The sequence below is a fragment of the Herbiconiux oxytropis genome, from assembly GCF_024979315.1.
Taxonomy (GTDB): domain Bacteria; phylum Actinomycetota; class Actinomycetes; order Actinomycetales; family Microbacteriaceae; genus Herbiconiux; species Herbiconiux oxytropis.
Map to the genome: position 1 here is coordinate 14,149 of NZ_JANLCK010000015.1, position 23,691 is coordinate 37,839.

General features: G+C 70.8%; 27 protein-coding genes. 13 read left to right on the plus strand and 14 right to left on the minus strand.

All coding sequences use genetic code 11. The annotated features are described in order from the left end of the window. Window positions 1-5: 5 nt before the first annotated feature. Complete coding sequence (locus tag N1028_RS18130) at window positions 6-1,388, plus strand: glycine--tRNA ligase (protein ID WP_259530879.1); 1,383 nt, start codon at window positions 6-8, stop codon at window positions 1,386-1,388. A gap of 68 nt (window positions 1,389-1,456) precedes the next feature. On the opposite strand, the gene N1028_RS18135 is transcribed toward N1028_RS18130, so the two are convergent. Next, the gene (locus tag N1028_RS18135) at window positions 1,457-3,316 is read right to left on the minus strand and encodes an alkaline phosphatase family protein (protein WP_259530880.1); all 1,860 of its coding nucleotides are present in this window, start codon (window positions 3,314-3,316) and stop codon (window positions 1,457-1,459) included. Further along, a complete protein-coding gene (locus N1028_RS18140) occupies window positions 3,313-4,278 on the minus strand; it encodes an aldo/keto reductase (protein WP_259530881.1) in 966 nt (321 codons plus the stop codon). The genes N1028_RS18135 and N1028_RS18140 overlap by 4 nt, the downstream gene beginning before the upstream one ends. 107 nt (window positions 4,279-4,385) lie before the next feature. On the opposite strand from N1028_RS18140, the gene N1028_RS18145 reads away from it, so the two are divergent. Both N1028_RS18145 and N1028_RS18150 read left to right on the plus strand, forming a co-directional pair. Then, window positions 4,386-5,336 (plus strand): PhzF family protein, encoded by a 951-nt coding sequence (locus tag N1028_RS18145; protein ID WP_259530882.1) that lies wholly within the window; start codon window positions 4,386-4,388, stop codon window positions 5,334-5,336. A 53-nt stretch (window positions 5,337-5,389) separates the two neighbouring features. Beyond that, entirely contained in the window at window positions 5,390-6,172 is a 783-nt protein-coding gene (locus tag N1028_RS18150) for a MerR family transcriptional regulator (protein WP_259530883.1), read from the plus strand. A gap of 74 nt (window positions 6,173-6,246) precedes the next feature. On the opposite strand, the gene N1028_RS18155 is transcribed toward N1028_RS18150, so the two are convergent. The 7 genes from N1028_RS18155 to N1028_RS18185 form a co-directional block, all read right to left on the minus strand. Beyond that, window positions 6,247-6,768 (minus strand): GNAT family N-acetyltransferase, encoded by a 522-nt coding sequence (locus N1028_RS18155; RefSeq protein ID WP_259530885.1) that lies wholly within the window; start codon window positions 6,766-6,768, stop codon window positions 6,247-6,249. A 96-nt stretch (window positions 6,769-6,864) separates the two neighbouring features. Then, on the minus strand, window positions 6,865-7,590 hold the full coding sequence (locus N1028_RS18160) for a nucleoside/nucleotide kinase family protein (protein ID WP_259530886.1): 726 nt from the start codon (window positions 7,588-7,590) through the stop codon (window positions 6,865-6,867). After that, window positions 7,577-8,446: a sugar phosphate isomerase/epimerase family protein gene (locus N1028_RS18165; RefSeq protein ID WP_259530887.1), complete on the minus strand. Its 870-nt coding sequence runs from the start codon at window positions 8,444-8,446 to the stop codon at window positions 7,577-7,579. Before N1028_RS18165 ends, N1028_RS18160 begins: the two co-directional genes overlap by 14 nt. A gap of 10 nt (window positions 8,447-8,456) precedes the next feature. Beyond that, the gene (locus N1028_RS18170) at window positions 8,457-9,392 is read right to left on the minus strand and encodes a sugar phosphate isomerase/epimerase family protein (protein ID WP_259530889.1); all 936 of its coding nucleotides are present in this window, start codon (window positions 9,390-9,392) and stop codon (window positions 8,457-8,459) included. Window positions 9,393-9,394: 2 nt separating this feature from the next. Further along, window positions 9,395-10,195, minus strand: a complete 801-nt coding sequence (locus N1028_RS18175) for an ATP-binding cassette domain-containing protein (protein ID WP_259530890.1) — start codon at window positions 10,193-10,195, stop codon at window positions 9,395-9,397. Beyond that, a complete protein-coding gene (locus tag N1028_RS18180) occupies window positions 10,192-11,172 on the minus strand; it encodes an ABC transporter permease (protein WP_259530891.1) in 981 nt (326 codons plus the stop codon). Before N1028_RS18180 ends, N1028_RS18175 begins: the two co-directional genes overlap by 4 nt. 87 nt (window positions 11,173-11,259) lie before the next feature. Further along, on the minus strand, window positions 11,260-12,303 hold the full coding sequence (locus N1028_RS18185) for a substrate-binding domain-containing protein (RefSeq protein ID WP_259530892.1): 1,044 nt from the start codon (window positions 12,301-12,303) through the stop codon (window positions 11,260-11,262). Window positions 12,304-12,470: 167 nt separating this feature from the next. Here N1028_RS18185 and N1028_RS18190 point away from each other — a divergent pair, with 167 nt between their 5' ends. From N1028_RS18190 to N1028_RS18200, 3 genes are all read left to right on the plus strand, one after another. Then, the gene (locus tag N1028_RS18190) at window positions 12,471-13,652 is read left to right on the plus strand and encodes an ROK family transcriptional regulator (RefSeq protein WP_259530894.1); all 1,182 of its coding nucleotides are present in this window, start codon (window positions 12,471-12,473) and stop codon (window positions 13,650-13,652) included. Window positions 13,653-13,790: 138 nt separating this feature from the next. Next, window positions 13,791-14,222: a chemotaxis protein CheY gene (locus N1028_RS18195; RefSeq protein WP_259530895.1), complete on the plus strand. Its 432-nt coding sequence runs from the start codon at window positions 13,791-13,793 to the stop codon at window positions 14,220-14,222. Beyond that, on the plus strand, window positions 14,219-14,542 hold the full coding sequence (locus N1028_RS18200) for a winged helix-turn-helix domain-containing protein (RefSeq protein ID WP_259530896.1): 324 nt from the start codon (window positions 14,219-14,221) through the stop codon (window positions 14,540-14,542). Before N1028_RS18195 ends, N1028_RS18200 begins: the two co-directional genes overlap by 4 nt. Window positions 14,543-14,616: 74 nt before the next feature. On the opposite strand, the gene N1028_RS18205 is transcribed toward N1028_RS18200, so the two are convergent. Further along, entirely contained in the window at window positions 14,617-15,120 is a 504-nt protein-coding gene (locus N1028_RS18205; protein ID WP_259530898.1) for a GNAT family N-acetyltransferase, read from the minus strand. Between the two features lie 124 nt (window positions 15,121-15,244). Between N1028_RS18205 and N1028_RS18210 the strand changes: the two genes are divergently transcribed. Beyond that, window positions 15,245-16,393 carry a zinc-dependent alcohol dehydrogenase gene (locus tag N1028_RS18210; RefSeq protein ID WP_259530899.1) on the plus strand — a complete coding sequence of 383 codons (1,149 nt, stop codon included), beginning with the start codon at window positions 15,245-15,247 and terminating at the stop codon, window positions 16,391-16,393. Window positions 16,394-16,407: 14 nt separating this feature from the next. Further along, complete coding sequence (locus N1028_RS18215) at window positions 16,408-17,013, plus strand: hypothetical protein (RefSeq protein ID WP_259530900.1); 606 nt, start codon at window positions 16,408-16,410, stop codon at window positions 17,011-17,013. Window positions 17,014-17,040: 27 nt separating this feature from the next. Here the strand turns inward: N1028_RS18215 and N1028_RS18220 are convergent, their stop codons facing one another. After that, window positions 17,041-17,238: a three-helix bundle dimerization domain-containing protein gene (locus N1028_RS18220; protein WP_259530901.1), complete on the minus strand. Its 198-nt coding sequence runs from the start codon at window positions 17,236-17,238 to the stop codon at window positions 17,041-17,043. Between the two features lie 52 nt (window positions 17,239-17,290). After that, on the minus strand, window positions 17,291-18,289 hold the full coding sequence (locus N1028_RS18225) for a helix-turn-helix transcriptional regulator (RefSeq protein WP_259530902.1): 999 nt from the start codon (window positions 18,287-18,289) through the stop codon (window positions 17,291-17,293). A gap of 95 nt (window positions 18,290-18,384) precedes the next feature. Between N1028_RS18225 and N1028_RS18230 the strand changes: the two genes are divergently transcribed. Continuing rightward, the gene (locus tag N1028_RS18230; RefSeq protein WP_259530903.1) at window positions 18,385-18,846 is read left to right on the plus strand and encodes a VOC family protein; all 462 of its coding nucleotides are present in this window, start codon (window positions 18,385-18,387) and stop codon (window positions 18,844-18,846) included. 38 nt (window positions 18,847-18,884) lie between these two features. Here N1028_RS18230 and N1028_RS18235 read toward each other — a convergent pair whose 3' ends face one another. Next, window positions 18,885-19,229 (minus strand): winged helix-turn-helix transcriptional regulator, encoded by a 345-nt coding sequence (locus tag N1028_RS18235; protein ID WP_259530904.1) that lies wholly within the window; start codon window positions 19,227-19,229, stop codon window positions 18,885-18,887. A 104-nt stretch (window positions 19,230-19,333) separates the two neighbouring features. Here N1028_RS18235 and N1028_RS18240 point away from each other — a divergent pair, with 104 nt between their 5' ends. The 4 genes from N1028_RS18240 (at window position 19,334) to N1028_RS18255 (ending at window position 23,036) form a co-directional block, all read left to right on the plus strand. Continuing rightward, window positions 19,334-19,693, plus strand: coding sequence for a DoxX family protein (locus N1028_RS18240; RefSeq protein ID WP_259530905.1), 360 nt, complete (start codon window positions 19,334-19,336; stop codon window positions 19,691-19,693). A gap of 118 nt (window positions 19,694-19,811) precedes the next feature. Beyond that, a complete protein-coding gene (locus tag N1028_RS18245) occupies window positions 19,812-20,936 on the plus strand; it encodes a cell wall-binding repeat-containing protein (protein ID WP_259530906.1) in 1,125 nt (374 codons plus the stop codon). 75 nt (window positions 20,937-21,011) lie between these two features. Further along, window positions 21,012-22,208 (plus strand): DNA polymerase IV, encoded by a 1,197-nt coding sequence (dinB, locus tag N1028_RS18250; RefSeq protein ID WP_259530907.1) that lies wholly within the window; start codon window positions 21,012-21,014, stop codon window positions 22,206-22,208. A gap of 213 nt (window positions 22,209-22,421) precedes the next feature. Next, entirely contained in the window at window positions 22,422-23,036 is a 615-nt protein-coding gene (locus tag N1028_RS18255; protein WP_259530908.1) for an HhH-GPD-type base excision DNA repair protein, read from the plus strand. On the opposite strand, the gene yczE is transcribed toward N1028_RS18255, so the two are convergent. Further along, the gene (gene yczE, locus N1028_RS18260) at window positions 22,951-23,673 is read right to left on the minus strand and encodes a membrane protein YczE (RefSeq protein ID WP_259530909.1); all 723 of its coding nucleotides are present in this window, start codon (window positions 23,671-23,673) and stop codon (window positions 22,951-22,953) included. The genes N1028_RS18255 and yczE overlap by 86 nt on opposite strands. Window positions 23,674-23,691: the final 18 nt, after the last annotated feature.

The following is a 23,691-nucleotide window of genomic DNA, read 5'->3' on the forward strand; positions in this document are numbered from 1 at the left end:
ACCTCATGCCTGCATCCCGTCTCGATTCTGTCATCGCCCTCGCGAAGCGCCGCGGCTTCGTCTTCCCGACGGGGGAGATCTACGGCGGAACCCGCTCGGCGTGGGACTACGGGCCCCTCGGCGTGGAGCTCAAGGAGAACATCAAGCGCCAGTGGTGGAAGTTCATGGTGCAGTCGCGCGACAACGTCGTGGGACTCGACTCGGCCGTCATCCTGCCCAAGGCGGTCTGGGAGGCCTCCGGCCACGTCGAGGTCTTCAGCGACCCGCTCGTGGAGTCGCTGCACACCCACAAGCGCTACCGCGCCGACCACCTGCTCGAGGCCTACGAGGAGAAGCACGGCCACCCGCCGGAGAACGGCCTCGCCGACATCCGCGACCCCGAGACCGGCCAGCCCGGGTCGTGGACGGAGCCGCGCCAGTTCTCGGGCCTGCTCAAGACCTTCCTCGGCGTGATCGACGACGAGAGCGGCCTGCACTACCTGCGGCCCGAGACCGCCCAGGGCATCTTCGTCGACTTCAACGCCGTGCTCAACAGCTCCCGGCAGAAGCCGCCGTTCGGCATCGGCCAGATCGGCAAGAGCTTCCGCAACGAGATCACGCCCGGCAACTTCATCTTCCGCACCCGCGAGTTCGAGCAGATGGAGATGGAGTTCTTCGTCAAGCCCGGGGAGGACGAGGAGTGGCACCAGTACTGGATCGACCAGCGCTTCCAGTGGTACACCGACCTCGGCATCGACCCCGAGAACCTCCGGCTCTACGAGCACCCCAAGGAGAAGCTCTCGCACTACTCCAAGCGCACGGTCGACATCGAGTACAAGTTCGGCTTCCAGGGCTCGGCGTTCGGTGAGCTGGAGGGTGTCGCCAACCGTGGCGACTTCGACCTGACGACGCACTCGAAGGCCTCGGGCACCGACCTGTCGTACTTCGACCAGACCACCAACGAGCGGTGGACCCCGTACGTGATCGAACCGGCCGCCGGCCTCACCCGCTCGCTCATGGCGTTCCTCGTGGACGCGTTCCACGAAGACGAGGCGCCCAACACCAAGGGTGGCGTCGACAAGCGCACGGTGCTGAAGCTCGACCCGCGGCTCTCGCCCGTCAAGGCCGCCGTGCTGCCGCTCTCCCGCAACGAGGCGCTCTCGCCGCTCGCGAAGAAGCTCGCCGCCGACCTCCGCCAGAACTGGAACGTCGACTTCGACGACGCCGGAGCCATCGGCCGCCGCTACCGCCGGCAGGACGAGATCGGCACCCCGTTCTGCATCACCGTCGACTTCGACAGCCTCGACGACAACGCGGTCACGGTGCGCGAGCGCGACTCCATGGCCCAGGAGCGCATCTCGCTCGATCGCCTGGTCCCCTACCTCGCCTCGAAGCTCGTAGGCGCCTAACCCTCTGCCGAACCGTCACTTTCCACACTTCTCCCGCCCGGGAAGCGTGGAAAGTGACGGTTCGGCAGTCAGGGCTTCGGGGTAGGAGCGGGGGTGGGGGTGCCGTCGACCGAGTCGAGGGTGCCGAAGAGCTGCCCCTGCGCGTTCTGGGTCTGCATGAGCGCGGCGAAGGCCTCGCCGTAGGTCTCGGGCTCTTCGGTGTCCGGGTCGCCGTACTTCGCCATCAGGATGCCGAGCAGTCCCTTGGCGGGGTTCGAGATCGGCTTGACCTTGTGGTCGGCGCTCGACGTGTCGAAGCTCACCTCCGGGTTCGGCGGCGTGTACTGCGGCAGGGTCTGCGGCCACTGGGTCGCCGGCCGCGGCGTCGTGAGGTTGATGGCGCCGAACATGTGGTGCGACTTCACGTCGCGGCGGGTGAGCGGCTTCAGGCCGTGCAGCTTCGTGAGCGTCGAGATCACCGAGCCGTGGTCCATCTGCTCGTTGATGATCGTGTTCTTCGCGGTGTAGGCCGAGATCGCGATGGCCGGCACCCGGCAGCCGAACCGGTCGAAGGTGAAGCCCATCTCGCCCGCGTCGCCCGTGCGCGGCGGGGTGGCCCGGGGCGGGGGCACGTGGTCGTAGGTGCCACCGTGCTCGTCGAAGGTCACGAACAGCATCGTGTTCATCGCGTTCGAGCCCTGCGGTGCGTCGCTCGAGCGGATGGCGGAGTAGACGGCGTGCAGCAGGGCGTCGGCGGCCCGCGCATCCGACACGGCGCCGTCGATCACGAGACCGCCGTCGTCGGCTCCGTCGTCGCTCTCGCGCAGCACCCCGACCGGCGGATGCATGTCGTTGTGGTTGTAGACCATCCGCGGCTCGATGAAGGCGTAGTCGGGCAGGTTCCCGTTCTCCACGTCGTCGTAGAACTGCTCCATCACCCGGAAGTTGGTCTTCCAGTACGGCTCGAGGGCGGGCGCGTGCAGCACTCCCGTCATGGAGACGAGCTGGGCGGCGTCGTAGTAGACGCGCCAGGTGAGGCCGGCCTCCTCGAGGCGGTTGAAGATGGTGGTCGACTCCTCCGGCGGCACGTCGAGCCACTTGTCGTAGCCGCCCTCGCCCTTGTTGGTCACGAAGCCGTGCGAGGTCGAGGCGTGGAAGAACACGCGGTTGCAGAAGGTCTGCGAGGGCACCGCGCTGAACCAGTGGTCGAACACGGCGAACTCCTTCGCCAGGGTCGAGAACACCGGGAGCATCTCGGGGGTGAACCCGCCCATCGCGCGCTCGGCATCCTTCTCGGTGGGGGTCTCGCGATTGCGGGTGATGTGGCGGTAGTTGACGAAGTAGTCCTCCACGAAGCCCTTCATCGTGGGGGTGTCGCCCGGTTCCGGTGCGTTGTAGGGGTACTGCAGCCCGTTCGCGTGCAGGTCGGCGTTGCCCTCGGGGTCCACCCGCTGGAAGAGCTGGGTGTTGACGTGCGGGTACTCCTCACCGGGGTCCGGATCCGGGCTCGACATGATCTCGTCGGTCGAACCCGAGTAGGGGCGCGCCTTGACGACCTTGTCGGTGCCCGGGATGGGGTTGGAGTGGTCGCCCTGGTGCAGGCCCTCGAATGACTGCCCGTTCTTCAGCTCCTCGTTCTTGTAGAGCCAGCCGAGCACGTTGTCGAACGAGCGGTTCTCGTACATCATCACCACGAGGTGCTCGAAGCCGACTTTGGCCTCGGCCTTCTCGGCCGCGAAGTCGAGGCTCGACTCCTGGGCGTAGACGCCCACTCCGATCGAGGCGCCCGCGAGCCCGCCCGCCGCGGCGCCCGCGGCTCCGACCGCGGCGGCCTTGAGGAACGCTCGGCGGGAGGCCACCGCTCCCTCGGCGTCGGGAGCGGCGGGGGTGGGGGTGTAGGGCTGCTGCTCCTGCTTCGGGGTGCGGCGGCGGCCGAACGGCGGTGTCATGCCGTGGGCTCCCCGGCAGAGGGATCCCAGGCCGACACCTCATCGAGCCGGGCCACCTCGTCGGCGGTGAGGTCGACGCGGCCCACGGCCACGAGGTCTGCCACCTGGCCCACGCGGCTCGCGCTCGCGATGGGGGCGGCGACGGTGGGCTTGGCCTTCAGCCAGGCGAGGGCCGTCGTGGCGATCGAGGCGTCGTGCGCACGGCCGATCTCCTCGAGCGCGTCGACGACGGCGAGGCCCTGCGGGCTCACGTACTTCGTGGCGGCCTTCGCGCGCACGGCGCCCTCGTGGTCGTCCTTCTCGCGGTACTTGCCGGTGAGGAATCCGCTCGCGAGCGCGTAGTACGGGATGAGCGAGAGCTGCTCGCGCTCGGCGAGCGGCGCCCAGTTCTCCTCCACGTCGTTCCGGTGCACGAGGTTGTAGTGCGGCTGCAGGGCCACGGGGCGGGCCCAGCCGTGCGCATCCGCGATCTCGAGGTAGCGCTCGATGGTCTCGATCGCGAAGTTGGAGAGGCCGATGTACCGCACCTTACCGGCCCGCACGAGCGTGTCGAAGGCCTCGGCGGTCTCCTCGAGGGGGGTCTCGGGGTCTTCGTAGTGGGCCCAGTAGAGGTCGATCCGGTCGGTCTGCAGGCGGGCGAGCGATGCGTCGGCGGCCGCGGCGATGTTCGCGGCGCCGAGGCCCGGGAACTCCGGATGCCGGGACACCTTCGTGGCGAGCACCGTGCTGTCGCGCGACCCGCGGCTCGTGAACCACTCGCCGATGATGGTCTCGGACTCGCCGCCCTTGAGGCCGGGCACGCTCGCCATGTAGGTGTCGGCGGTGTCGATGAAGTCGCCGCCGCCCTCGGCGTGGGCATCGAGGATGGCGAGGGACTCCTCGCGGTCGGCGGTCCAGCCGAACACGTTGCCGCCGAGAGACAGGGGGAAGACGTCGAGGTCGCTGGTTCCGATCCGTGGCATGCTCCGACGTTACTACTCCTTCCGCGCTCTGCTGAGGGGGGCGCGGGGGGCCGCGGAGGGCCGGGTGGCCGTTGCCGGGGCGGGCGGAGGGCTGGCACGATGTGGCCATGGACGACTCGACGACCGGCCGCAGCCCCGATCCGGATCGCGACCTCGACATCCGCCGCCTCTCCGCCTTCGCTGCCGAGCCCGGGGGCGGCAACCCCGCGGGTGTCGTGCTCGATGCGTCGGGGCTCTCGGACGAGCGGATGCTCGCCGTGGCCGCCGAGGTCGGCTTCTCGGAGACGGCCTTCGTGACCGAGCCGGCGATCGACGGCGATCCGCGGCACGTGCGGGTGCGCTACTTCTCGCCGGATGCCGAGGTGCCGTTCTGCGGGCACGCGACGATCGCGACGTCGGTGCTGCTCGCGGCCGACCGCGGGGTCGGCGCGTTCGTGCTCGAGACCGAGGTGGGGGCCATCGCGGTGACGACGGCCCCGGGGGAGGCGTCGGGAGGTTCGGCCGGTGCCGCCTCCAGGGCGGCCTCGGGTCTCGTGGCGTCGTTCGTGAGCGTCGAGCCGTCGGTGCGGATGCTGCCGGCGGGCGTCGAGGAGCGCCTCCTCGGGCTGCTCGGGCTCACGGCGGCGGATCTCGACCCCCGCTGGCCGGTGCGGGAGGCGTTCGCCGGCAACCGGCATCCCGTGGTGCCGCTCGCCTCCGAGGCCGTGTTCGATGCCTTCGCGTTCGACCCGGGGGCCGTGCGCGCGCTGATGGACGAGCAGGGCTGGAAGGGCACGGTGACGGTCGTGCTGCTCCCGGCCGCGGCGGGGCCCGGTGCGGGGTCGCTCGAGGTCGAGGCGCGCAACCTGTTCCCGGTCGGGGACATCACGGAGGATCCCGCGACGGGATCGGCGGCCGCCTCGCTCGGCGGGTACCTGCGCGAGCTCGGGGCGGTGCGGGCGCCGGCACGCGTGCTCGTGCACCAGGGGCGGCACGTCGGCCGGCCGAGCGTGCTCGCGGTGGAGGTGCCGGAGACCGGCGGGATCGCGGTGGGCGGCGGCGCCGATCCGCTGGACTGATCTTCTTCTCTCCTCTTGACCTTGACGCTGCGTCAACTCGTAGCGTGGGTGCCATGACCGAATGGAGCATCCAGGAGCTCGCCCGGCACGCCGGGGTGACGAGCCGCACCCTGCGGCACTACGACGCCGTGGGGCTCGTGCCGCCGTCGAGGGTGGGCTCGAACGGCTACCGCTACTACGACGCCTCGGCGCTCGTGCGGCTGCAGCGTGTGCTGCTGCTGCGCGGGCTCGGACTCGGGCTGCCCGCGATCGCCTCGGTGCTCGAGGGATCGGAGCCGCCCGTCGTCGCGCTCGAGCGCCACCTGGAGCTCCTGTCGGCCGAGCACGACCGCCTGGCTCGCCAGCGCGCCTCCGTGCGCCGCACCATCGACACCCTGAGAGAAGGAGGACAGCTCATGCCCGCGACCATGTTCGACGGCTTCGACCACACCCGGCACGAGGCGGAGGTGACGGAGCGCTGGGGCGCTGCGGCCTATGCCGAGGGCGACGCGTGGTGGAAGTCCCTGGGCCAGGACGGCCGGAGGACATTCACCGAGCGTCTCGCCGCCCTCAACGCCGACTGGCAGGCGGCGGCCGCCGCCCCCGACGCGGACCCCGCCGGCCCGGCCGCCCAGGAGCTCGCCCGCCGCCACCTCGAGTGGCTCGCCTCGGTGCCGGGAGCACCCGGCACGCCCGGCGCGGCCGAAGCCGGCCCGCAGGCCTTCGCCGCCTACGCCCGAGGCCTCGCCGACCTCTACGCTGCCGACCCCCGCTTCGCCGCCCACTACGGCGGCACCGCCGGCGCGGCCTTCGTCCGCGACGCCCTCCACGGCCATCTCGACGTCAAGGAGGCGTAACGGTCGACATGAGCGACACCGGGCGCCTATACGGGGTCGGTGTCGCGCATTTCCGCCGTTATACCGGACCCCCGTCAGCGGAGGGACTTGCGCATCTCGATCTCGCGCTGGGTGGGGTCGAGGGCGTAGGGGGAGGTGCGGCCCGTCTCCACGAAGCCGCGCTTGCGGTAGGCGGCGCGGGCGCGGGGGTTGTGCTCGTGCACCTCGAGGGTGAGCGTGTCGCCGCGGGTGGCCGCCCAGGCCTCGATGCGGTCCAGGAGCGCGTCGGTGACTCCCGCCGGGCCGCGGTGCGAGGGGGCCACATAGACGCCGAAGAGGTGGGCGCCCGAGGCGCCGGCCGGCACCTTCGACATCATCGTGGCCACCCACCGCCCGGCCGCGGAGCCCTCATCGACGATGGCGACCACCGTGATCGACTCCTCCGAGGAGCCGCCGCGCGCCCAGGCACGCCACTCGGCCTCCGAGCGGCGCTCGCCGTGCCCGAGGGTCTCGAGGTAGGCCAGCGGGGTGTCGGCGAGCATCTCGAGCCGCAGCGCCCGCACCTCGCGCCAGTCCTCCTCCGTGGTGCGTCGCACCACGAACCCCTGCCCCTGCATCCTCAGACCCTACCCACCTCGACCCTCCGCCGAAACGTCACTTCTCACGCCACCCGCGGTGCGGATGTGTGGAAAGTGACGTCTCGGCAGATGGGGCTAGAGCATTGCGCCCGTGATGCCCGAGATGAGGAGGTCGGCGCGGGGGGCCGTCGACTCGATGAGGAGGGCGTTCCTGCCGTCGACGGTCTCGGCCCAGGCGAGGGCGGCCTCGGGGGTGCGACCGCCGATCTCGTGCCGCACGACGAGGCGGGAGACCCGCACCTCGTCCGGGGTCTCGCAGAACCAGGACTCCGAGAGCAGGCCCTTCACGAGCGCCCACGGCCCGTCGTCGACGAGCAGGTAGTTGCCCTCCACGACCACGAGCTGCGTGGCCGGCTCGACCGCCATCTCGCCCGCGATCGGCTCCTCGATGGCACGGTCGAAGCTCGGCGCGTAGACCGTGTGATCGGTCTCGGCCACCAGCCGGCGGAGCAGCGCCACGAAGCCCCAGCCGTCGAACGTGTCGAGGGCGCCCTTGCGGTCGGCCCGGCCGAGACGCCGGAGGGTCGACTCGGCGAGGTGGTAGCCGTCCATCGGCACGTGCGCGGCGAACGGGGCGCCGGGCCCGCCGGCGGCGGCACTCAGCTCGTTCACCCGCGCGGCCAGCTGGCTGGCCAGGGTGGTCTTGCCGGCCCCGGGCGATCCGGCGATGCCCAGGATGACCCGCTGCCCCGGCCGCACGAGCCCGAGCGCCCGCTCCGCGAGCTCGTCGAGCCCCGCGATGGACGGCTCAGCACGACCGGCGGGCACCGCCGTGCGCGGTTCGGATTCAGACCGCGGCACGGGTTCCCTCGATGATGTTCGAGAGGTAGCGGTGCGAGTGCGCCGCGAGCGCCGGGCCGTCGTTCCAGAGGTTCCGCCAGATGGCGAGGTCGTTCGAGAGCGTGGGCGACACCACGGCCGACGAGAACGACTCGAACGTGATCGGGCCGTCGTAGGAGATGTCGGCGAGGGCGTGGAAGAACGCGCCGAAGTCGAGGTGCCCCGAGCCGAGGTAGCCGCGGTGGTTCTCGCCGATGTGCACGTAGCCGAGGCGGTCGCCCACGAGGTGCACGGGCCGCACGAGGTCGTCCTCCTCGATGTTCATGTGGTACGTGTCGAGGTGGATGAGCACGTTGTCGTGACCGATGTCGTCGGCCAGGCGCAGCGCATCCGCCGCCGTGTTGATGACGTTGGTCTCGTAGCGGTTGCAGATCTCGAGCCCGAGTGTCATGCCGAGGCCCTGGGCCTCGACGGCGAGGTCCTTGAGGGTCGACACCACGTTGGCGCGCCCGGCGGCCGAGAGGGCGTGACCGTACTTGCCGAGCGCCGAGTAGAGGGCGCCGGTGAAGTGGGTGCCGCCGAGCCCGTGCGTGATCTGCAGCGAGTCGTGCAGCAGCGTCGCGCCCTTCGCGACGACCTCCGGGTCGTCCGAGGAGACGTCGGCGGCGAAGGCGAGCCCGCGCGAGGTGACGATGCCGAGGCCGGCGGCGTCGAGCGCGGCACGGGCCGCGGGCACGTCGAGGTTCGCGGCATCGTGCAGCGAGAGCTCGAGCAGGTCGAAGCCGGCCTTCTTGGTCTCGCCGATGATGTAGTCGACCTCGGCGGGCGTGGTGCCGCCGGAGAAGACGAGGGCGTGGACTCCGAGCTTGTTGGTCATGTCAGTTCCTTCAGGTGGTGGTGGTGAGAAGAGCGGATGCGGCCAGCTGGTCGCGCAGGAACGCGTGGGCCGAGTGGGTGAGGGCGACGGGGTCGGTCCAGAGCGTGCGCCAGGCGCCGATCTCGTCGCGGGTGGCCGGTGAGACGATCGCCGGTGAGAACGACTCGAACGTGAGCGGGCCCCGGTAGCCGGAGCCGGCGAGGGCCGCGAACAGCCCCGCCCAGTCGAGCGAGCCGGTGCCGATCTGCCCGCGGTGGCTCTCGGAGACGTGCAGGTAGCCGAGCAGCGGGCCCGCATCCTGCACGGCCGCCGCGAGCGAGAGCTCCTCGGTGTTGGCGTGGTAGGTGTCGATGTGCAGCAGCACGTTGTCGACGCCGCGCTGCTCGAGCTCGTCGATGAACGCCGCGGTCTGGGCCGCCGTATTCAGCAGGTTGCTCTCGTAGCGGTTGACGTACTCGAGCCCGATCCGCACGTCGGCGTCGCGCGCCGCTCCCGCCACCCGGGCGAGCACGGCGAGCGAGTTCTCCCGGGAGGCGGAAGTGGCCGGATGCGCGTACTTGGTCATCGCCGAATAGGTCACGCCTCCGACGTAGTTCGCGCCGATCGCGCTCGCGAACTCGACCGCGGCGTTCAGCCGGCGCTCGCCGCGTGCCGAGATCACCGGATCGGCCGTGTTGATGTCGCTCGCGGTGTCGAGGGCGAGCGACACGACGGCGTCGAGGCCAGTGTCCTCCAGCAGCGCGCGGGTGAGCGCGATGTCGGCGGCGCCCGCCGCATCCGGAACCGGGATCTCGATCAGTTCGAAACCCGCCGCCGCACTGCCCTCGATGGCCGTGCGGGCCGAGGCCGGCCGCCAGTCGCGCACCCACAGCCCCGCGTGCACGCCGAGCGGCACGGCCGAGGTGGCCGCCGCCCGCCGGAACGGGATGCGGAGGTCGAACGCCACGGTCAGGCCGCCTTGGCGCCCGTGATGAGCGAGACGAGCTCGTCGCCGTCGGTCTCGAGGGTGCGGCGCTCAGCCACGGCCGTGCCGGCGCGCATGACCCACACGTGGTCGGAGAGGCGCATCACCTGGTCGAAGTTGTGGCTGATCAGGAGCACGGCCACGCCCGAGTCACGGAGGGTGTTGATGACGCCCTCCACGCGAGCGGTCTCCTGCACGCCGAGGGCTGCGGTCGGCTCGTCCATGATGACGATCTTCGAGCCCCAGCCGGCGGCGCGCGCGATGGCGACGGCCTGGCGCTGACCACCGGAGAGGCGGCGCACCTTGCTCGTGACCGGGGGCACGTTGACGGCGAGGTTCTTCAGCAGATCGCCCGCCGTGCTCTTCATGAGCTTGCGGTCGAGGGTGCGGAAGGGGCCGAGGCCGTGCGTCTTCTCCCGGCCGAGGAAGAAGTTCTGCCACACGGACAGATCCTCCACGAGGGCCAGGTTCTGGTGCACAGTCTCGATGCCGCGCTCGCGGGCGGCGTTCGGCGTCTCGAACGTCACGTCGTCGCCGTCGAGCCAGATCGTGCCGGAGTCGGGGCGGTGGATGCCGGAGAGGCAGCGCACCATCGTGGACTTGCCGGCGCCGTTGTCGCCGATCAGGGCCGTGATCTCGCCCCGTCGCATGGTCATCGACGCGCCCTTCAGGGCGTGCACGCCGCCGAACGACTTCTTGATGTCGGTGGCCTTGAGGATGAAGTCGCGGGCCGGCGTGGTGCCGGTGTGCGGGGCCGCGGGAACGAAGTTGTAGTTGTCGGTCATTTCTTCTGGAACCTCGTGAGTAGGGCGGCCAGGACCACGACGAGTCCGACGGCGAGCGGCTGGTAGAACTGCGAGACGCCGAGCAGCGTCAGGCCGTTGGTGAGGGCGGTGAGCAGCAGCGCACCGATCACGGGGCCGACGATCTTCGCCTTGCCACCCGTGAGGCTCACGCCGCCGAGCACGACCGCGGCGATCGAGTTGAGGAGGTACTGGGTGTTGATCGCGGGCTCCGCGGCGCCCACCCGGGCCACCAGAAGGAGAGCCGCGACGCCGGCGAGCGCGGCCGAGATGAGGTACACGGCCATCCGGATCTTCGTGGCGCTGATGCCGTTGGCCACGGCGCTCTCCTCGTTGCCGCCGACCGCCTGCACGTGCAGGCCGAAGCGGGTGCGGAACATGAAGAACCAGGCGCCGACGGCGATGATCGCGGCGAGGATGATGGGGTAGCCGAAGATGCCGAGCGAGCCCGAGGTGAGGGTGAGCAGCTCGGGGCTGTTGACCGAGATCGGCTTGCCGTTGGAGACGATCAGCGCGAGACCCGTGGCGACCGAGAGGGTACCGAGGGTGGCGATGAAGTCGGTCACCTTGCCCTTGGCTATCAGGAGTCCGTTGATCAGGCCGATCAGCATGGCCGCCACGATCGCGATGAGCGCCGAGAGCCAGAAGCCCGCGCCGTTGGAGAAGGCGAGCCCGAAGCCGATGGCGCCGAAGGTCATGGTGGCCGAGATCGAGAGGTCGATGCCGCCGGTGGTGATGACGAAGGCCTGGCCGATGGCGAGGATCACGAGGATCGCGGCTGCGACGAGCATCGCCTTGATGTTGCCGAGGGTGAGGAAGGTGGGGGAGAGGATCGAGAAGACGATCACGAGGACGACGAGGCCGATGGGGGCGGCGTTCTCGGCCCAGAAGCTGAGCTGCTTCGTCTCGGCGGTGATGGCCTTCAGGCGGGAGGGCCTGGCCTGTTCCGTTGTTGTCATGGAGGTCACGTTTCTGGGTTGCTCGCGATCGGGGGGCGGATGGGTCGTGAGGGGAGGGGCGGGGCCCCGCCCCTCACGACGGTGCTGCTACTTCGCGAGCTCGTCTTCGAGGGGGTTCTCGAAGGGGGCGAAGGGCTGCGGGAAGGCGGCGATGGCGTCGGCGGCCTCGGCTTCGGTCACGAGGGCCGTGGGGCTCTCGATCTCGGCGGGGAGGGTGCCGCCGGCTGCCGCGACCTCGCACGCCTGCACGCCGAGCTGACCGATGGCGAACGGGTACTGGGCGACGGTGGCCGAGAGGCCGCCGGCCTCGACCGACTCGAGCGCGTCCTGGTTGCCGTCGACCGAGACGACGGTGATCTGGCCGGTGAGGCCGGCGTTCTCGACGGCCTTGACGATGCCGAGGCCCATGTCGTCGTTGGCGGCGAAGAAGGCCTTCACGTTCGGGTTGGCGGCGATGATGTCGGTCGCGGTGGTGAGGGCGACTTCGCGCTTCCAGTCGGCGGCCGACTCCTGGATGATGTCGAGATCGCTGCCGACCGCGGCCTTGAAGCCGTCGACGCGTGCGCCGCTCGTGACGTCGCCGGCGATGCCGCCGATGATGGCGACCTCGGAACCGGCCTCGACCTGCTCGAGCACGAAGTCGCCGGCCTTGCCGCCCGCGGCCTCGTTGTCGGTGCCGATGTAGGTCGCGATCTCGAGGTTCGCGGTCTTCGCGGCATCCGCGTCGATCGGGCTGTCGATGTTGACGATGGTCTTGCCGGCGGTCGCGACCTGGCTGAGGGCCTGCACGAGGTTGGTGCCCGAGATGGGGTTCACGACGAAGCAGCCGAAGTCCTGGCCGGCGAGGGTGGTGAGCTTGTCGGCCTGGCCGGTGGTGTCTCCGATGTCGGCGGCGGCCTGCACGGTGACGTCGACGCCGTCGGTCTCGGCGGTCTCGTTGATGCCGGACTCCATGGCCTGGAAGAAGGGGTTGTCGAGGCCCTTGATGACCGCGGCGACCTTGCTGGAGGAGGCCGAGTCACCCGAGCCGTCGCTCGAGCCGCCGGCGCAACCGGCGAGGGCGAGAGCAGCGATACCCAGGGGCACCGCGATGCGCGCGGTGCGCATCCATGTTGCGTCTTTGCTGAACATTGTCATCCTTGGTGGGTCAGGGCACCACTACGTGCCTGCCCGACAGAAACTACGCCTACTTTTGATTTATTGCAAACCAAAAGTGGCAGGACTTTGATTCGACATGTGTCTAGAATGGGGTCCCTCAGCAACACGATGGCAATGGAGCTCTGCGTAAAGTGAAGGATGTGCGAACCCACGTCGGTGAAGTCCTGGCGCTCTTCCGCGAGCACGGGGAGCTCAGCCGCACCGAGGTGATCGATGTCTCCGGGCTCTCGCGCTCGACCGTGAACCAGCGGCTCGCGGCGCTCGACACCGCGGGGCTGATCTCCGAGATCGGCGGCGGCAGCTCCACCGGTGGCCGGCCGTCGAGCCGGTTCGCGTTCAATCGGTCGCGCGCCGCGTTCCTCACGGTCGACATCGGGGCCACAGGGCTCGTCGCCGCGCTCTGCGACCTCGGCGGGCAGCCGTTCGCCCACACCCAGCGCTCGATCGACGTCTGGGAGGGCCCGCGGCCCGTGCTCGCCGTCGTCGACGCCGCGTTCGCCGAGCTGCTGGAGGAGGCCGGCGGGCCCGAGGTGTGGGGCATCGGGATCGGGGTGCCTGGGCCCGTGGAGTTCGCGGCCGGACGCGTGGTGAACCCGCCGATCATGACCGGGTGGGACGGCTTCGACATCGCCGGCTGGTTCTCGGGGTACGCGGTGCCCGTGGTGGTCGAGAACGACGCCAACTCCCGTGCCGTCGCCGAGTCCCGGCCGCGCGCCGCCGACGCGGTGCGGCACGACGACCTGATCAGCTTGAAGCTCGGCACGGGCATCGGGTCGGGGCTCGTCTTCAACGGGCAGATCATCCGCGGCAGCGACGGCGCGGCCGGCGACATCGGACACACCAGGGCCGCCGTGTCCGACTCCTCGGCACCGCTGCCGTGCCGGTGCGGCAACGTCGGATGCGTGGAGGCGTACGCCGGCGGGTGGGCGCTCATCCGCGATCTGGCCGCCGTGGGGGTGCCGGCCGCCGACGTGGCCGAGGTGGTCTCCCTCGTGCGCCAGGGCAATCTCGAGGCCGTGCGGCTCGTGCGACAGGCGGGGCGGGTGCTGGGGGATGCGGTGGCCGACCTCGTGAGCATCCTCAATCCGGAGTCGATCATCCTCTCGGGGCAGCTCGCCGAGTGCGGCGAGGTGCTGCTCTCGGGGGTGCGGGAGCGGGTCTACCAGCGCTCGCTGCCGCTCGCGACCCGCAACCTCTCGATCCTGGTGTCGTCGCTCGGGGAGTTCGCGGGGGTCACGGGGCTCGCGCTCATCACGGCCGACCAGCTCTTCGACACCGGCAACATCGACACCCTCCTGGAGCGCCTGGCGCCTGCCGCCTGAACGCCGACGGTCGGCCCGGCCGGTAGTCGTCCTCGTCTGCTCCCGGACGAGCGCCGGTTCGGCGTAGGGGCGTTCGCCGAAAGTACTTGCTAAAGTGGAAAGTTCTTGGAAGGATGGAGGGGACGAAGGGACACCATCATGGAGACGACATCCGCCCCCACCGCCGCCGAGGCCCGCGCGCTGCTCGAGCGGGCCGAGCGGCTGAGCCGCGGCGCCCACGACGCCACGCGCTGGCCGTACATCGCGTTCATCCTCGCGCTCGGGGTGGCCACCTCGATGGGCACGTTCGCGATGGCCGTCACGACCGGCCGCGGCTTCGGCCTCGCCTACGTGGGCACCCTCGCGGTGACGTTCGTGCTGCTGATCTTCTTCATGATCAGCATCCGCGGCCGCTCGGCGTTCGCACGCAGCCGCCGCTGGACCGCGTACATCGCGAGCTGGTTCGCGAGCTACGCCGCCGCGCTCGCCGTGGTGATCTGGGCGCACGGCGACGTCGTGCTCGCGGGCGTCGCATCCGGGATCGTGCTCGTGGTGGCACTCGTGTGCGCGGCCTGGGAGGCCCGCTCATGACCGCGACCGTGCCCGAGCAGCACCCCCGGCACCGCCTCGACGACCTGCTCCAGAACCCCGTGCGGTTCTCGATCATGGCGGCCCTCGACCGCGCGGGCACGCTCGGCTTCAAGGAGGTGCGGGATGCGGTCGAGATCACCGACTCCGCGCTGAGCAAGCAGGCGTCGGCGCTCGAGGCCGCGGGGTACGTCTCGGTGGGCAAGTCGTTCGCCGGCAAGATGCCGCGCACCTCCCTCTCGCTCACCCGGCAGGGGCGAGCGGCCTGGAAGGCGCACCTCGCGACCCTCCGCGAGATCGCGGGATCCGCCGGCGAGCTCTGACACCGCTCGGCGCCGCCGAGCGGCTCGTCCGCGGATGGCCTGGAGCGCCCCCCGTCCCGCTCGCACACCCAAGTTCATTCCAAGGGCTTCCGCATCCGGAAGTTCGTCAGGGCGATGCCGCGGCGCACGGGACGCTGCTCGGCCTCGACGGTGAAGCCGTGGCGCTCGAAGAACGGGCGTGCGGTGATGCTCGCGTGGGTCGTGAGCTCGGCGGCGGCGCAGGCCCGGGCTGCTGCTTCCACGTGGGTGAGCAGGCACGTGGCCACTCCCCGGCGGAGGAAGGCGGGCGCGGTGAACATCATGTCGATGTACCCGTCCGGGCTGACGTCCGAGAACCCCGCCGTATCTCCGTCGATCGTCGCGACGACGCTTCGCCGGGCCGTCATCGCGGCGTCCCAGCGCTCGACGTCGCGCTCGTCGGCGGCCGCCCAGGCGCTGATCTGCTCGGGTGTGTAGTCGGCAGCGGCGGTCTGGGTGACGGCCGCGAGGAACAGCGCGAGCGTGGCAGGGGCATCCGCTCGTCCATAGGGGCGGATTCGGATCGGGGCGCGGGTATCGGATCTCGAGTGTGACGTCACACCTCCACACTGCCAGCTGAGCCCCTAGCGAATGCGGGCGGCGTGCGCAAGTGCCCTGCCGTCTGGCGGGAACGCGCCTACGGTCGTCGTCACGGAGCTGAAGTCGAGACAGGAGAGAGGCGTCATGAAGGCGATGGTCTACCGCGGACCCTACAAGATCCGCATCGAGGAGAAGGACATCCCCCGGATCGAGCATCCGAACGACGCGATCATCCGGGTGACGAAGGCGGCGATCTGCGGCTCGGACCTGCACCTCTATCACGGGCTCATGCCCGACACCCGGGTGGGCACGACCTTCGGCCACGAGTTCATCGGCGTCGTGCACGAGGTCGGGCCCTCGGTCGAGAACCTCGCGGTGGGCGACCGGGTGATGGTGCCGTTCAACATCTACTGCGGTTCGTGCTACTTCTGCGCGCGCGGCCTCTACTCCAACTGCCACAACGTCAACCCGAACGCCACCGCCGTCGGAGGCATCTACGGCTACTCGCACACCTGCGGCGGCTACGACGGCGGCCAGGCCGAGTACGTGCGGGTGCCCTTCGCCGATGTGGGGCCCTCGATCATCCCGGACTGGCTGGACGACGAGGATGCCCTGCTGATGACGGATGCCCTCGCCACCGGCTACTTCGGGGCGCAGCTCGGCGACATCCGGCACGGTGACACGGTGGCTGTCTTCGGTGCGGGCCCGGTGGGGCTGTGTGCGGCCAAGTCGGCCTGGCTGATGGGGGCCGGCCGGGTGATCGTGATCGACCACCTGGAGTACCGGCTGGCCAAGGCGCGCGAGTTCGCGCACGCCGAGACGATCGACTTCGCCGAGCACGACGACATCGTGGTGACGATGAAGCGGGCGACCGACAACCTGGGTGCCGACGTCGTGATCGACGCGGTCGGTGCCGAGGCCGACGGCAACTTCACCCAGCACCTCACCGGCTCGAAGCTGAAGCTGCAGGGCGGTTCGCCGATCGCGCTGAACTGGGCGATCGACTCCGTGCGGAAGGGCGGGACGGTGTCGGTGATGGGGGCCTACGGTCCGATCTTCAGCGCCGTGAAGTTCGGAGACGCGGTGAACAAGGGCCTCACGCTGCGCATGAACCAGTGCCCCGCCAAGCGGCAGTGGCCGCGCCTGCTCGAACACATCCGGAACGGCTACCTCACGCCGAGCGACATCGTCACCCACCGCCTGCCGCTCGAGGCGATCGGCGAGGGGTACCACATGTTCTCGGCCAAGCTCGACGGCTGCATCAAGACGATCATCACCATGGACGCGGCATGAGAGAGGAACGGACCATGAACGAGAAGACGAGCGCGACGGAGCTCGACCGGCCCTACGTCGCGGACAAGCCGGCTCCACGCGAGACCGACGACCAGCTGCGGGCGCGGATCCCCGGCTGGGGTGCGGATCTCGACCCGGCGGATCGGCCCGCCGTCCCCCGCGAGCGGTACGCACCGGAGGTCACGGGCGCGCACTGGGAGTTCCCGGACCGCCAGCCGGAGCTGCACCCCCGTGAGCGGTCGATCGAGCACGGCATGCTCACGCCGGTCTTCGGCACCGTCGCCCCGCTGCACGGGGTCTCGGGGGCCATCCGCCGCTACGCCTACCGGTACAGCGAGGGGCGTGCGGCGCACTGGCTGCTGCTCATCGCAGGTGACCGGGTGGACTCTCTCGGCGCTCACGTCAGGTCGCTCGCGACCCTCCACCCCGACAACCCCGTGACCGAGTCCGGGGTGCTCAGCGAGGTGCGCAGGCGCGGGTGGTCGTCGCGCGTGCGCTCCCGGCGGGTCGACCGCAGTCACACCTGGATCGACCCGATCCTCGTCGCCGGCCCGTGGGTGGCCACGGGCGTCTTCGCGGTGATGCTCGCGCGGAAGGCCGTCTCGCTCGCACGGCGGTGATCACCGCGCTGGTGCGTACGGCGCCGGTCAGGACTTCTTGAGGCGCTTCTTGGTGGAGCGTTCGACGAGGATGGCGAGGTAGTCGCGCACCGGGCGGCCGGCGAGGTCGTCGAACTCGGCGCGGGCGGCGCGCTCGATGTCGGCGCGCGGCGTGTCCGGGAACTTCGCCTGGAGGCGGTCGACGATCTGCTGGATGATGTCTTCGTCTGTCAGCTCTTTGGCCATGGGTGGAGTGTCGCACACCGAGGTGAACAGCTGGTGGCGCGCCGGGGCGAGCCTAGCCGGATGCGTCTGCCGTGGCGGCCCCGGCGGCGGCGCGCTCGGACAGCGACGACAGTGCGGCGCGGAGCTCGGCGGGCTCGACGTCGCTCAGCGCGACCGTGAATCGGCAGAGCTCGGCGGCCAGGCCGCCCCACGACCAGGAGCCCACCCGCACGCGACAGCGATCCGGCGCGACCGACTCGACGGTGCCGTCGCCGAGGTAGGGCGCGATCTCGGCGAGGGGCGCATGGAGCAGGGCCTCACCTCGGCACGGCCAGTCGTCGGCGCCCGTCGATCCCTTGAAGCGGGCCGCCAGGAAACGCGCCGGATCGCCGCCCGGAACGTGCTGGGGGCTGAACCGACGGCCGTTATGGCTGCGCGGGGTGATCCGGTCGACACGGAAGATCCGCCAGTCGGCGTCTGCGGGGGAGTAGCCGAGCAGGTACCAGCGGCCGCCGTGCAGCAGCAGGTGGTGCGGCTGCACCGAGCGGACGGGTGGTGGATGCGGAGCATCCGATGCATCGGGTGACGCGTAGTCGAAGCGCAGTTCCTCGGTGTCCAGGATGGACTCCCCGATGCGCAGCAGCACCGCCGGGTCGGCCTGCACGGCCCCGGTTCTCGAGCTCGTGTGGGCGAGGCTCGCGACCCGATGCGCCAGCCGCGCGGGCATGAGCCGGCTGACGGTCCCGAGAGCCCGCTCGGCCGCCTCCTCCACCCCGGCTCCGAGCGATCCGGCGGTGCGGAGGGCCAGCGTGAGCGCGATCACCTGCTCGTCGTCGAACAGCAGCGGCGGCAGCGTGCTGCCTGCCTCGAGGCGGTAGCCGCCGTCGGGGCCCCTGGTGGCGTCGATCGCGTAGTCGAGCTCGCGCAGCCGCTCGATGTCGCGGCGCACGGTGCGCGCGCTCACCTCCAGCCGCGCGGCGAGCACGGGCGCCGGCCAGTCGCGGCGCGACTGCAGCAGTGACAGCAGGGTCAGCAGCCGCTTCGAGGTCGATGGCGAGGATGCGAGGGGCACGAATCCATGATCGCGCATGATGCGGACGTTCCCTGTCCGCATCCGCTGCGAGAGTGCTCCTGACCACGAATCAATCCCATCGATCAGGAGCACTCATGTCCGCCACCCCCGTCACCCACCTCAACTTCCACGGCGAGGCCCGCGCCGCCCTCGAGTTCTACGCCGCCGCTTTCGGTGGTGAGGTGGCCATCCGCACGTATTCCGATTTCGGCATGCCCGCAGGCCTCCCCGACTCCGACAGGGTCGTCTTCGGCCAGGTCGTCGCCCCCAGCGGCTTCACGGTCATGGCCTACGACGTGCCGGGAGTGCCCGATGCTCCCACGGCCCCCGCCTCCACCCGCCGGGAGAACGGTATGACCATCACCACGGCGCCCTTCTTCCTCGCCCTGAACGCCGACACCCTCGACGAGGCGACCGAGCACTGGAACGCCCTCTCCACGGGCGCCACCGTGATCGAGCCGCTCGCCGCCTCCGCCTGGTCGCCCGGGTTCGGCATGGTCACGGACCGCTTCGGCGTCACCTGGGTGCTGAGCGTCACGGCCCCCGAGCAGCCCTGACCCCCCGAGCAGCCCTGACCCACCGATCCGCCCCGGCGCTACTCGGCGTCGGGGATGTGGTGGCGCGACCAGTCGGCGAGGGCGACCGCGTGCGGCAGGAGCGTGCGGGCGGTCGGTGTGAGCTCGTACTCGACGCGCGGGGGCACCTCGGGGTAGGAGGTGCGGGTCACGAGGTCGTCGCGGGTGAGGTGGGCGAGGGTGCGCGAGAGCATGCGCTGCGAGACACCCGGGATGCGACGCTGCAGCTCGGTGAAGCGGAGCCGGCGGTCGTGCAGGGTGGCGATCACGAGCAGGGTCCACTTGTCGGCGATCCGGTCCAGGAGCGCGCGGAGGGCGCGGCCCTGATCGCCCCGGATCAGGCAGACGTCGTCGCCGTCGGACACCTCGACCTCCTCGGTTACACACGTGTGCCTTTTGTAGAGTCTCCCGCCGGCGCTCAGACTGACGAGATCCACCGATAGTAACCACGAAAACGGAAGAGGTCGCCATGCTCATCGCCTACTGGATCGTCGCCGGACTGCTGGCCGTCTTCTACCTCTACTCGGGCGGCATGAAGATCCTCCGGTCGAAGGACGCGCTCCGCCCGATGATGGCCTGGGTCGACGACATGCCGCTCGCTGCCGTCCGGGCGATCGGCGCCATCGAGGTGCTCGGTGCGCTCGGACTCGTCGTGCCGCCGCTCACCGGCGTCGCGCCCTGGCTCGCCCTGGCGGCCGCCGTGGGCCTCGTGGCCGTGCAGGTGGGCGCCGGCATCCTGCACCTCTCGCGCCGTGAACCGGTGTGGATGAACCTCGCGCTGGCCGCGGTCGCCGGGGCGCTCGTGTGGCTCGCGACGATCTGGCTCTGACCGCGGGGAGCGGGCGATCCCGCGCCGGCTGGTGGTCGCGGCCGGGATGCGACAGACTCCACTCAGCCACACCTGTGGCGAGGGGCGACGACGCCCCGCTCCGATTCCTGGGGGAACTTTGCACAACCGATCCACGTCCCGATCCGGAGCGCGCACGCGCGCCTCGCTCTTCGCTCTCGCCGCCCTCACCGTGGTGGGGGTCGTCGCGGCGCCGCTGTCGGCGGCTGCTGCTCCGGGCGACCGCACGCCCGACGGCTCGTCCTGGGGCACGAGCGAACCGGGTGCCGGAGCGCCCGACGGGTCCGACCTCTCGAGCCGGGGCACCAACGACAACGACTACTACGTGACGCGCGTCGATGGAGCGAACCGCTACGAGGTCGCCGTCAACCTCAACAGCCCGTTCACCTCCGCCGAGGTGATGTACGTCGCGAGCGGCCAGAAGTACGCCGACGCGTTGAGCGCCGGCCCGGCGGCCTACGCCCAGGGCGGTGGCCTGCTGCTGACCCCCCGTGACAGCCTCCCGGAGGTCACGCGGCAGGAGATCCTGCGCGAGAAACCCAAGAGGATCGTCGTGGTCGGCGGCACGGCCAGCGTCTCCGACGCCGTCTACCAGCAGCTCGCCGCGGTGCAGCCCGACATCGTCCGGATCGGCGGAGCCGACCGCTACGAAGTCTCGCGCAACATCCTGGAGTACGCGTTCGAAGGCGGCGTCTCGGACGTCTTCATCGCCACGGGCAACAACTTCCCTGACGCGCTCGCCGCCGGCCCCGCCGCCGGTCACCTCGACGGTGCGGTGCTGCTCGTGAACGGTTGGGGCGAGGGTCTCGACGGTCCCACCCGCCAGTCGCTGGCGGACGCAGGCGCGCAGACCGCGCGCATCGCGGGTGGTGTGAACTCGGTCAACGCGAAGGTCGAGGCGGATCTGGCCGCGAGCATTCCGTCGGTGATGCGTTACGGCGGAATCGATCGCTTCGACGTGGCCGCGAACATCACTCTGGACATCTGGCGGGGCAAGGTCGAGAACGTGTTCGTCGCTTCGGGCCTGGTGTTCCCGGATGCGCTCGCCACCGGCCCTGTCGCCGCCGAGTACGATTCCCCCTTGCTCCTGACCAAGCCCACGTGCCACCCCGCCTCCACCGCGGACGCCATCTGGTACTCCACTCTCAACCCCGAGCTGCTCGTGTTCGTGGGCGGGCCCAACACTCTCTCGGAGGAGCTGATCGACTACCCCGCCTACTGCTGATCGGGTCAGCCTCACCTGAGCCGATGTCGGGGGTCGGTGCGACGATCCGGGCACCGGGACGGCGAGGAGGAGCGGATGCGAGGCGAGGCGACGGTCCTGCATGCCGACCTCGACGCCTTCTACGCCTCGGTCGAGCAGCGCGACGCCCCGGCGCTCCGGGGTCGGCCCGTGATCGTGGGCGGCGGCGTGGTGCTCGCAGCGAGCTACGAGGCGAAGGCCCGAGGCGTGCGCACCGCGATGGGCGGCAGACAGGCGCGCGAGCTGTGCCCCGACGCCGTGGTGGTGCCGCCGCGCATGGAGGCGTACTCGGAGGCGAGCCGCGCCGTCTTCGCCATCTTCCGCGACACGACGCCCCTCGTGGAGGGTCTGTCGATCGACGAGGCGTTCCTCGAGGTCGGCGGCCTCCGGCGCCTCGCGGGCACGCCGGAGCAGGTGGCGGTGCGGCTGCGCGAACGGGTGCTCGCCGAGGCCGGCCTGGCCATCTCGGTGGGAGTGGCGCGCACCAAGTTCCTCGCCAAGGTCGCGAGCGCGGTGAGCAAGCCGAACGGCCTCCTCGTGGTCGAGCCGGAGCGCGAGCAGGAGTTCCTCCTCCCGCTGCCGGTGGAGCGCCTCTGGGGCGTGGGCGCGGTGACCGCCGAGAAGCTGCACCGCCTCGGCATCCGCACCGTGGGTCAGCTCGCCGAGCTCGAGGAGGCGACCGCCGAGCGGATCCTCGGCCGCGCCACCGGCGCGCACCTGCACGCCCTCGCCCGGCTCCGCGACCCGCGCCCCGTCGACAGCACTCGGCGCCGCTCCTCCATCGGCTCGCAGCGCGCCCTCGGCAACCGTGCTCGCTCGCCCGACGAGCTCGACGTCATCCTCACCCAGATCATCGACCGCCTGGCGCGTCGGCTCCGCGACGGCGACCGGCTCTGCCGCACCGTCGTGCTCCGCCTCCGGTTCGGCGACTACGAGAAGGCCACCCGTTCCCGCACCGTGCGCATCCCCACCGACAGCACCGCGGTGCTCCTGGCCTCGGCCCGCGATCTCCTCACCGCCGCCCACCCGGAGATCGCGGCGAGGGGCATCACCCTCCTCGGAATCTCCTTCTCGCACCTCACCCGCTCCGACACCCTCCAGCCCGAGCTCCCCATCGACTGGTCGGACGGCGCCCGCCTCGACTCGGTCCTCGACGCCGTGCGCACCCGCTTCGGCGCCGCCTCCGTCTCCCGAGCCACCCACCTCGACCGCGACCCCGGCCTCTCGGCCCCCCTCCTCCCCGAACACGAGTAGTGGGGGCGCCCCCCCGCATCCTCCCCACCCGCCGAAGGGACGACTCCCCTGCGTGGCCGATGGCTGAGCTGAATGGTCTGGTCGTGTCACGTGGTCGGGTCTGGCAGCGGTCGCGAAGCGAACGCCGGAAGTGACACGACCAGACCATTCAGCTCAGCCAGCGGCCACGCACGCCGACATTCCCCCCTGACGACCGACATGCCACCATGAAGCATGACCGAGCTCCACATCACAGGCGACCCCACGGCAGACCACCTCCTCTCCACCGACCCCCTGGCCCTCCTGGTCGGCATGCTCCTCGACCAGCAGATCGCCATGGAGACGGCCTTCGAGGGCCCCAGGAAGATCACCGAGCGACTCACAGCGGCCGGCGCCACCTTCGACGCGAAGACCCTCGCCGCCTACGACCCGGAGGCCCTGGTCGAGCTCTTCCGCGAGACGCCGGCCGTGCACCGCTACCCCGGCAGCATGGCCGCCCGGGTGCAATCGCTCTGCGCCGCGCTCGTCGACGACTGGAACGGCGGCGCCTCCGAGCTCTGGACCCGCGACGACCCCGACGGCCGCACGCTGCTCGAGCGCCTCGAGAGCCTCCCCGGCTTCGGCGCCCAGAAGGCCCGCATCTTCGTGGCCCTCCTCGGCAAGCAGTACGGCGTGACCCCGGACGGCTGGCGCGACGCGGCCGGCCCCTACGGCGAGGAGGGCTCCTACCGCTCCGTCGCCGACATCGTCGACGCCGATTCGCTCACACGCGTGCGGGAGACGAAGCGCGCCGCGAAGGCCGCCGCGAAGAGCGGGAAGCAGGCGAAGACCGGTGCGAAGGGCGCGTAGCCCGAGGCCCGCGTGATCCGGCCCCAGCCTTCGTCACCCCGAACCACCGCAGCGAGACGCCGCAGAGCGGCCCCACGAGCAGCGCGAAGGCCACCGTGCCGAGGCCGACGTTGCCGCCGAGCAGCCACCCGGCGAGCAGCACCGTGCCCTCCACGGCCGTGCGGCCGAGCCAGATGGGCCAGCCGAGCCGCGAGTGCAGCCCGGTCATGAGTCCGTCGCGCGGTCCGGGGCCCATCGCGGCGCCGATGTAGACGCCGCTCGCCACCGCCAGCAGCAGCAGCCCGATCGTGAAGTATCCGGCAGAGACCAGCACGGAGGCGAGGCCCGTGGCGCCGAACACCTCCGGTGCCGGGAACAGCAGCAGCCCCAGCTCGATGAACGGCCCCACGAGCAGCACGTTCATGAGGGTGCCGAGCCCCGGACGCTGGCGGAGCGGGATCCAGGCGAGCAGCACGGCCCCGCCGATGAGCACGGTGAGCAGCCCGATGCCGAGCCCGGTGACGTTCGCGATCCCCTGCGCGAAGACCATCCACGGGCTCACGCCGATGGTGGCATGCACCATGAGCGACTCGGCGAGACCGTAGAGCAGGAGGCCGGCCAGCAGGCGGGCGAAGCGAAGAGCAAAGGATCGGGACACGAGAGACATCCAATTCGA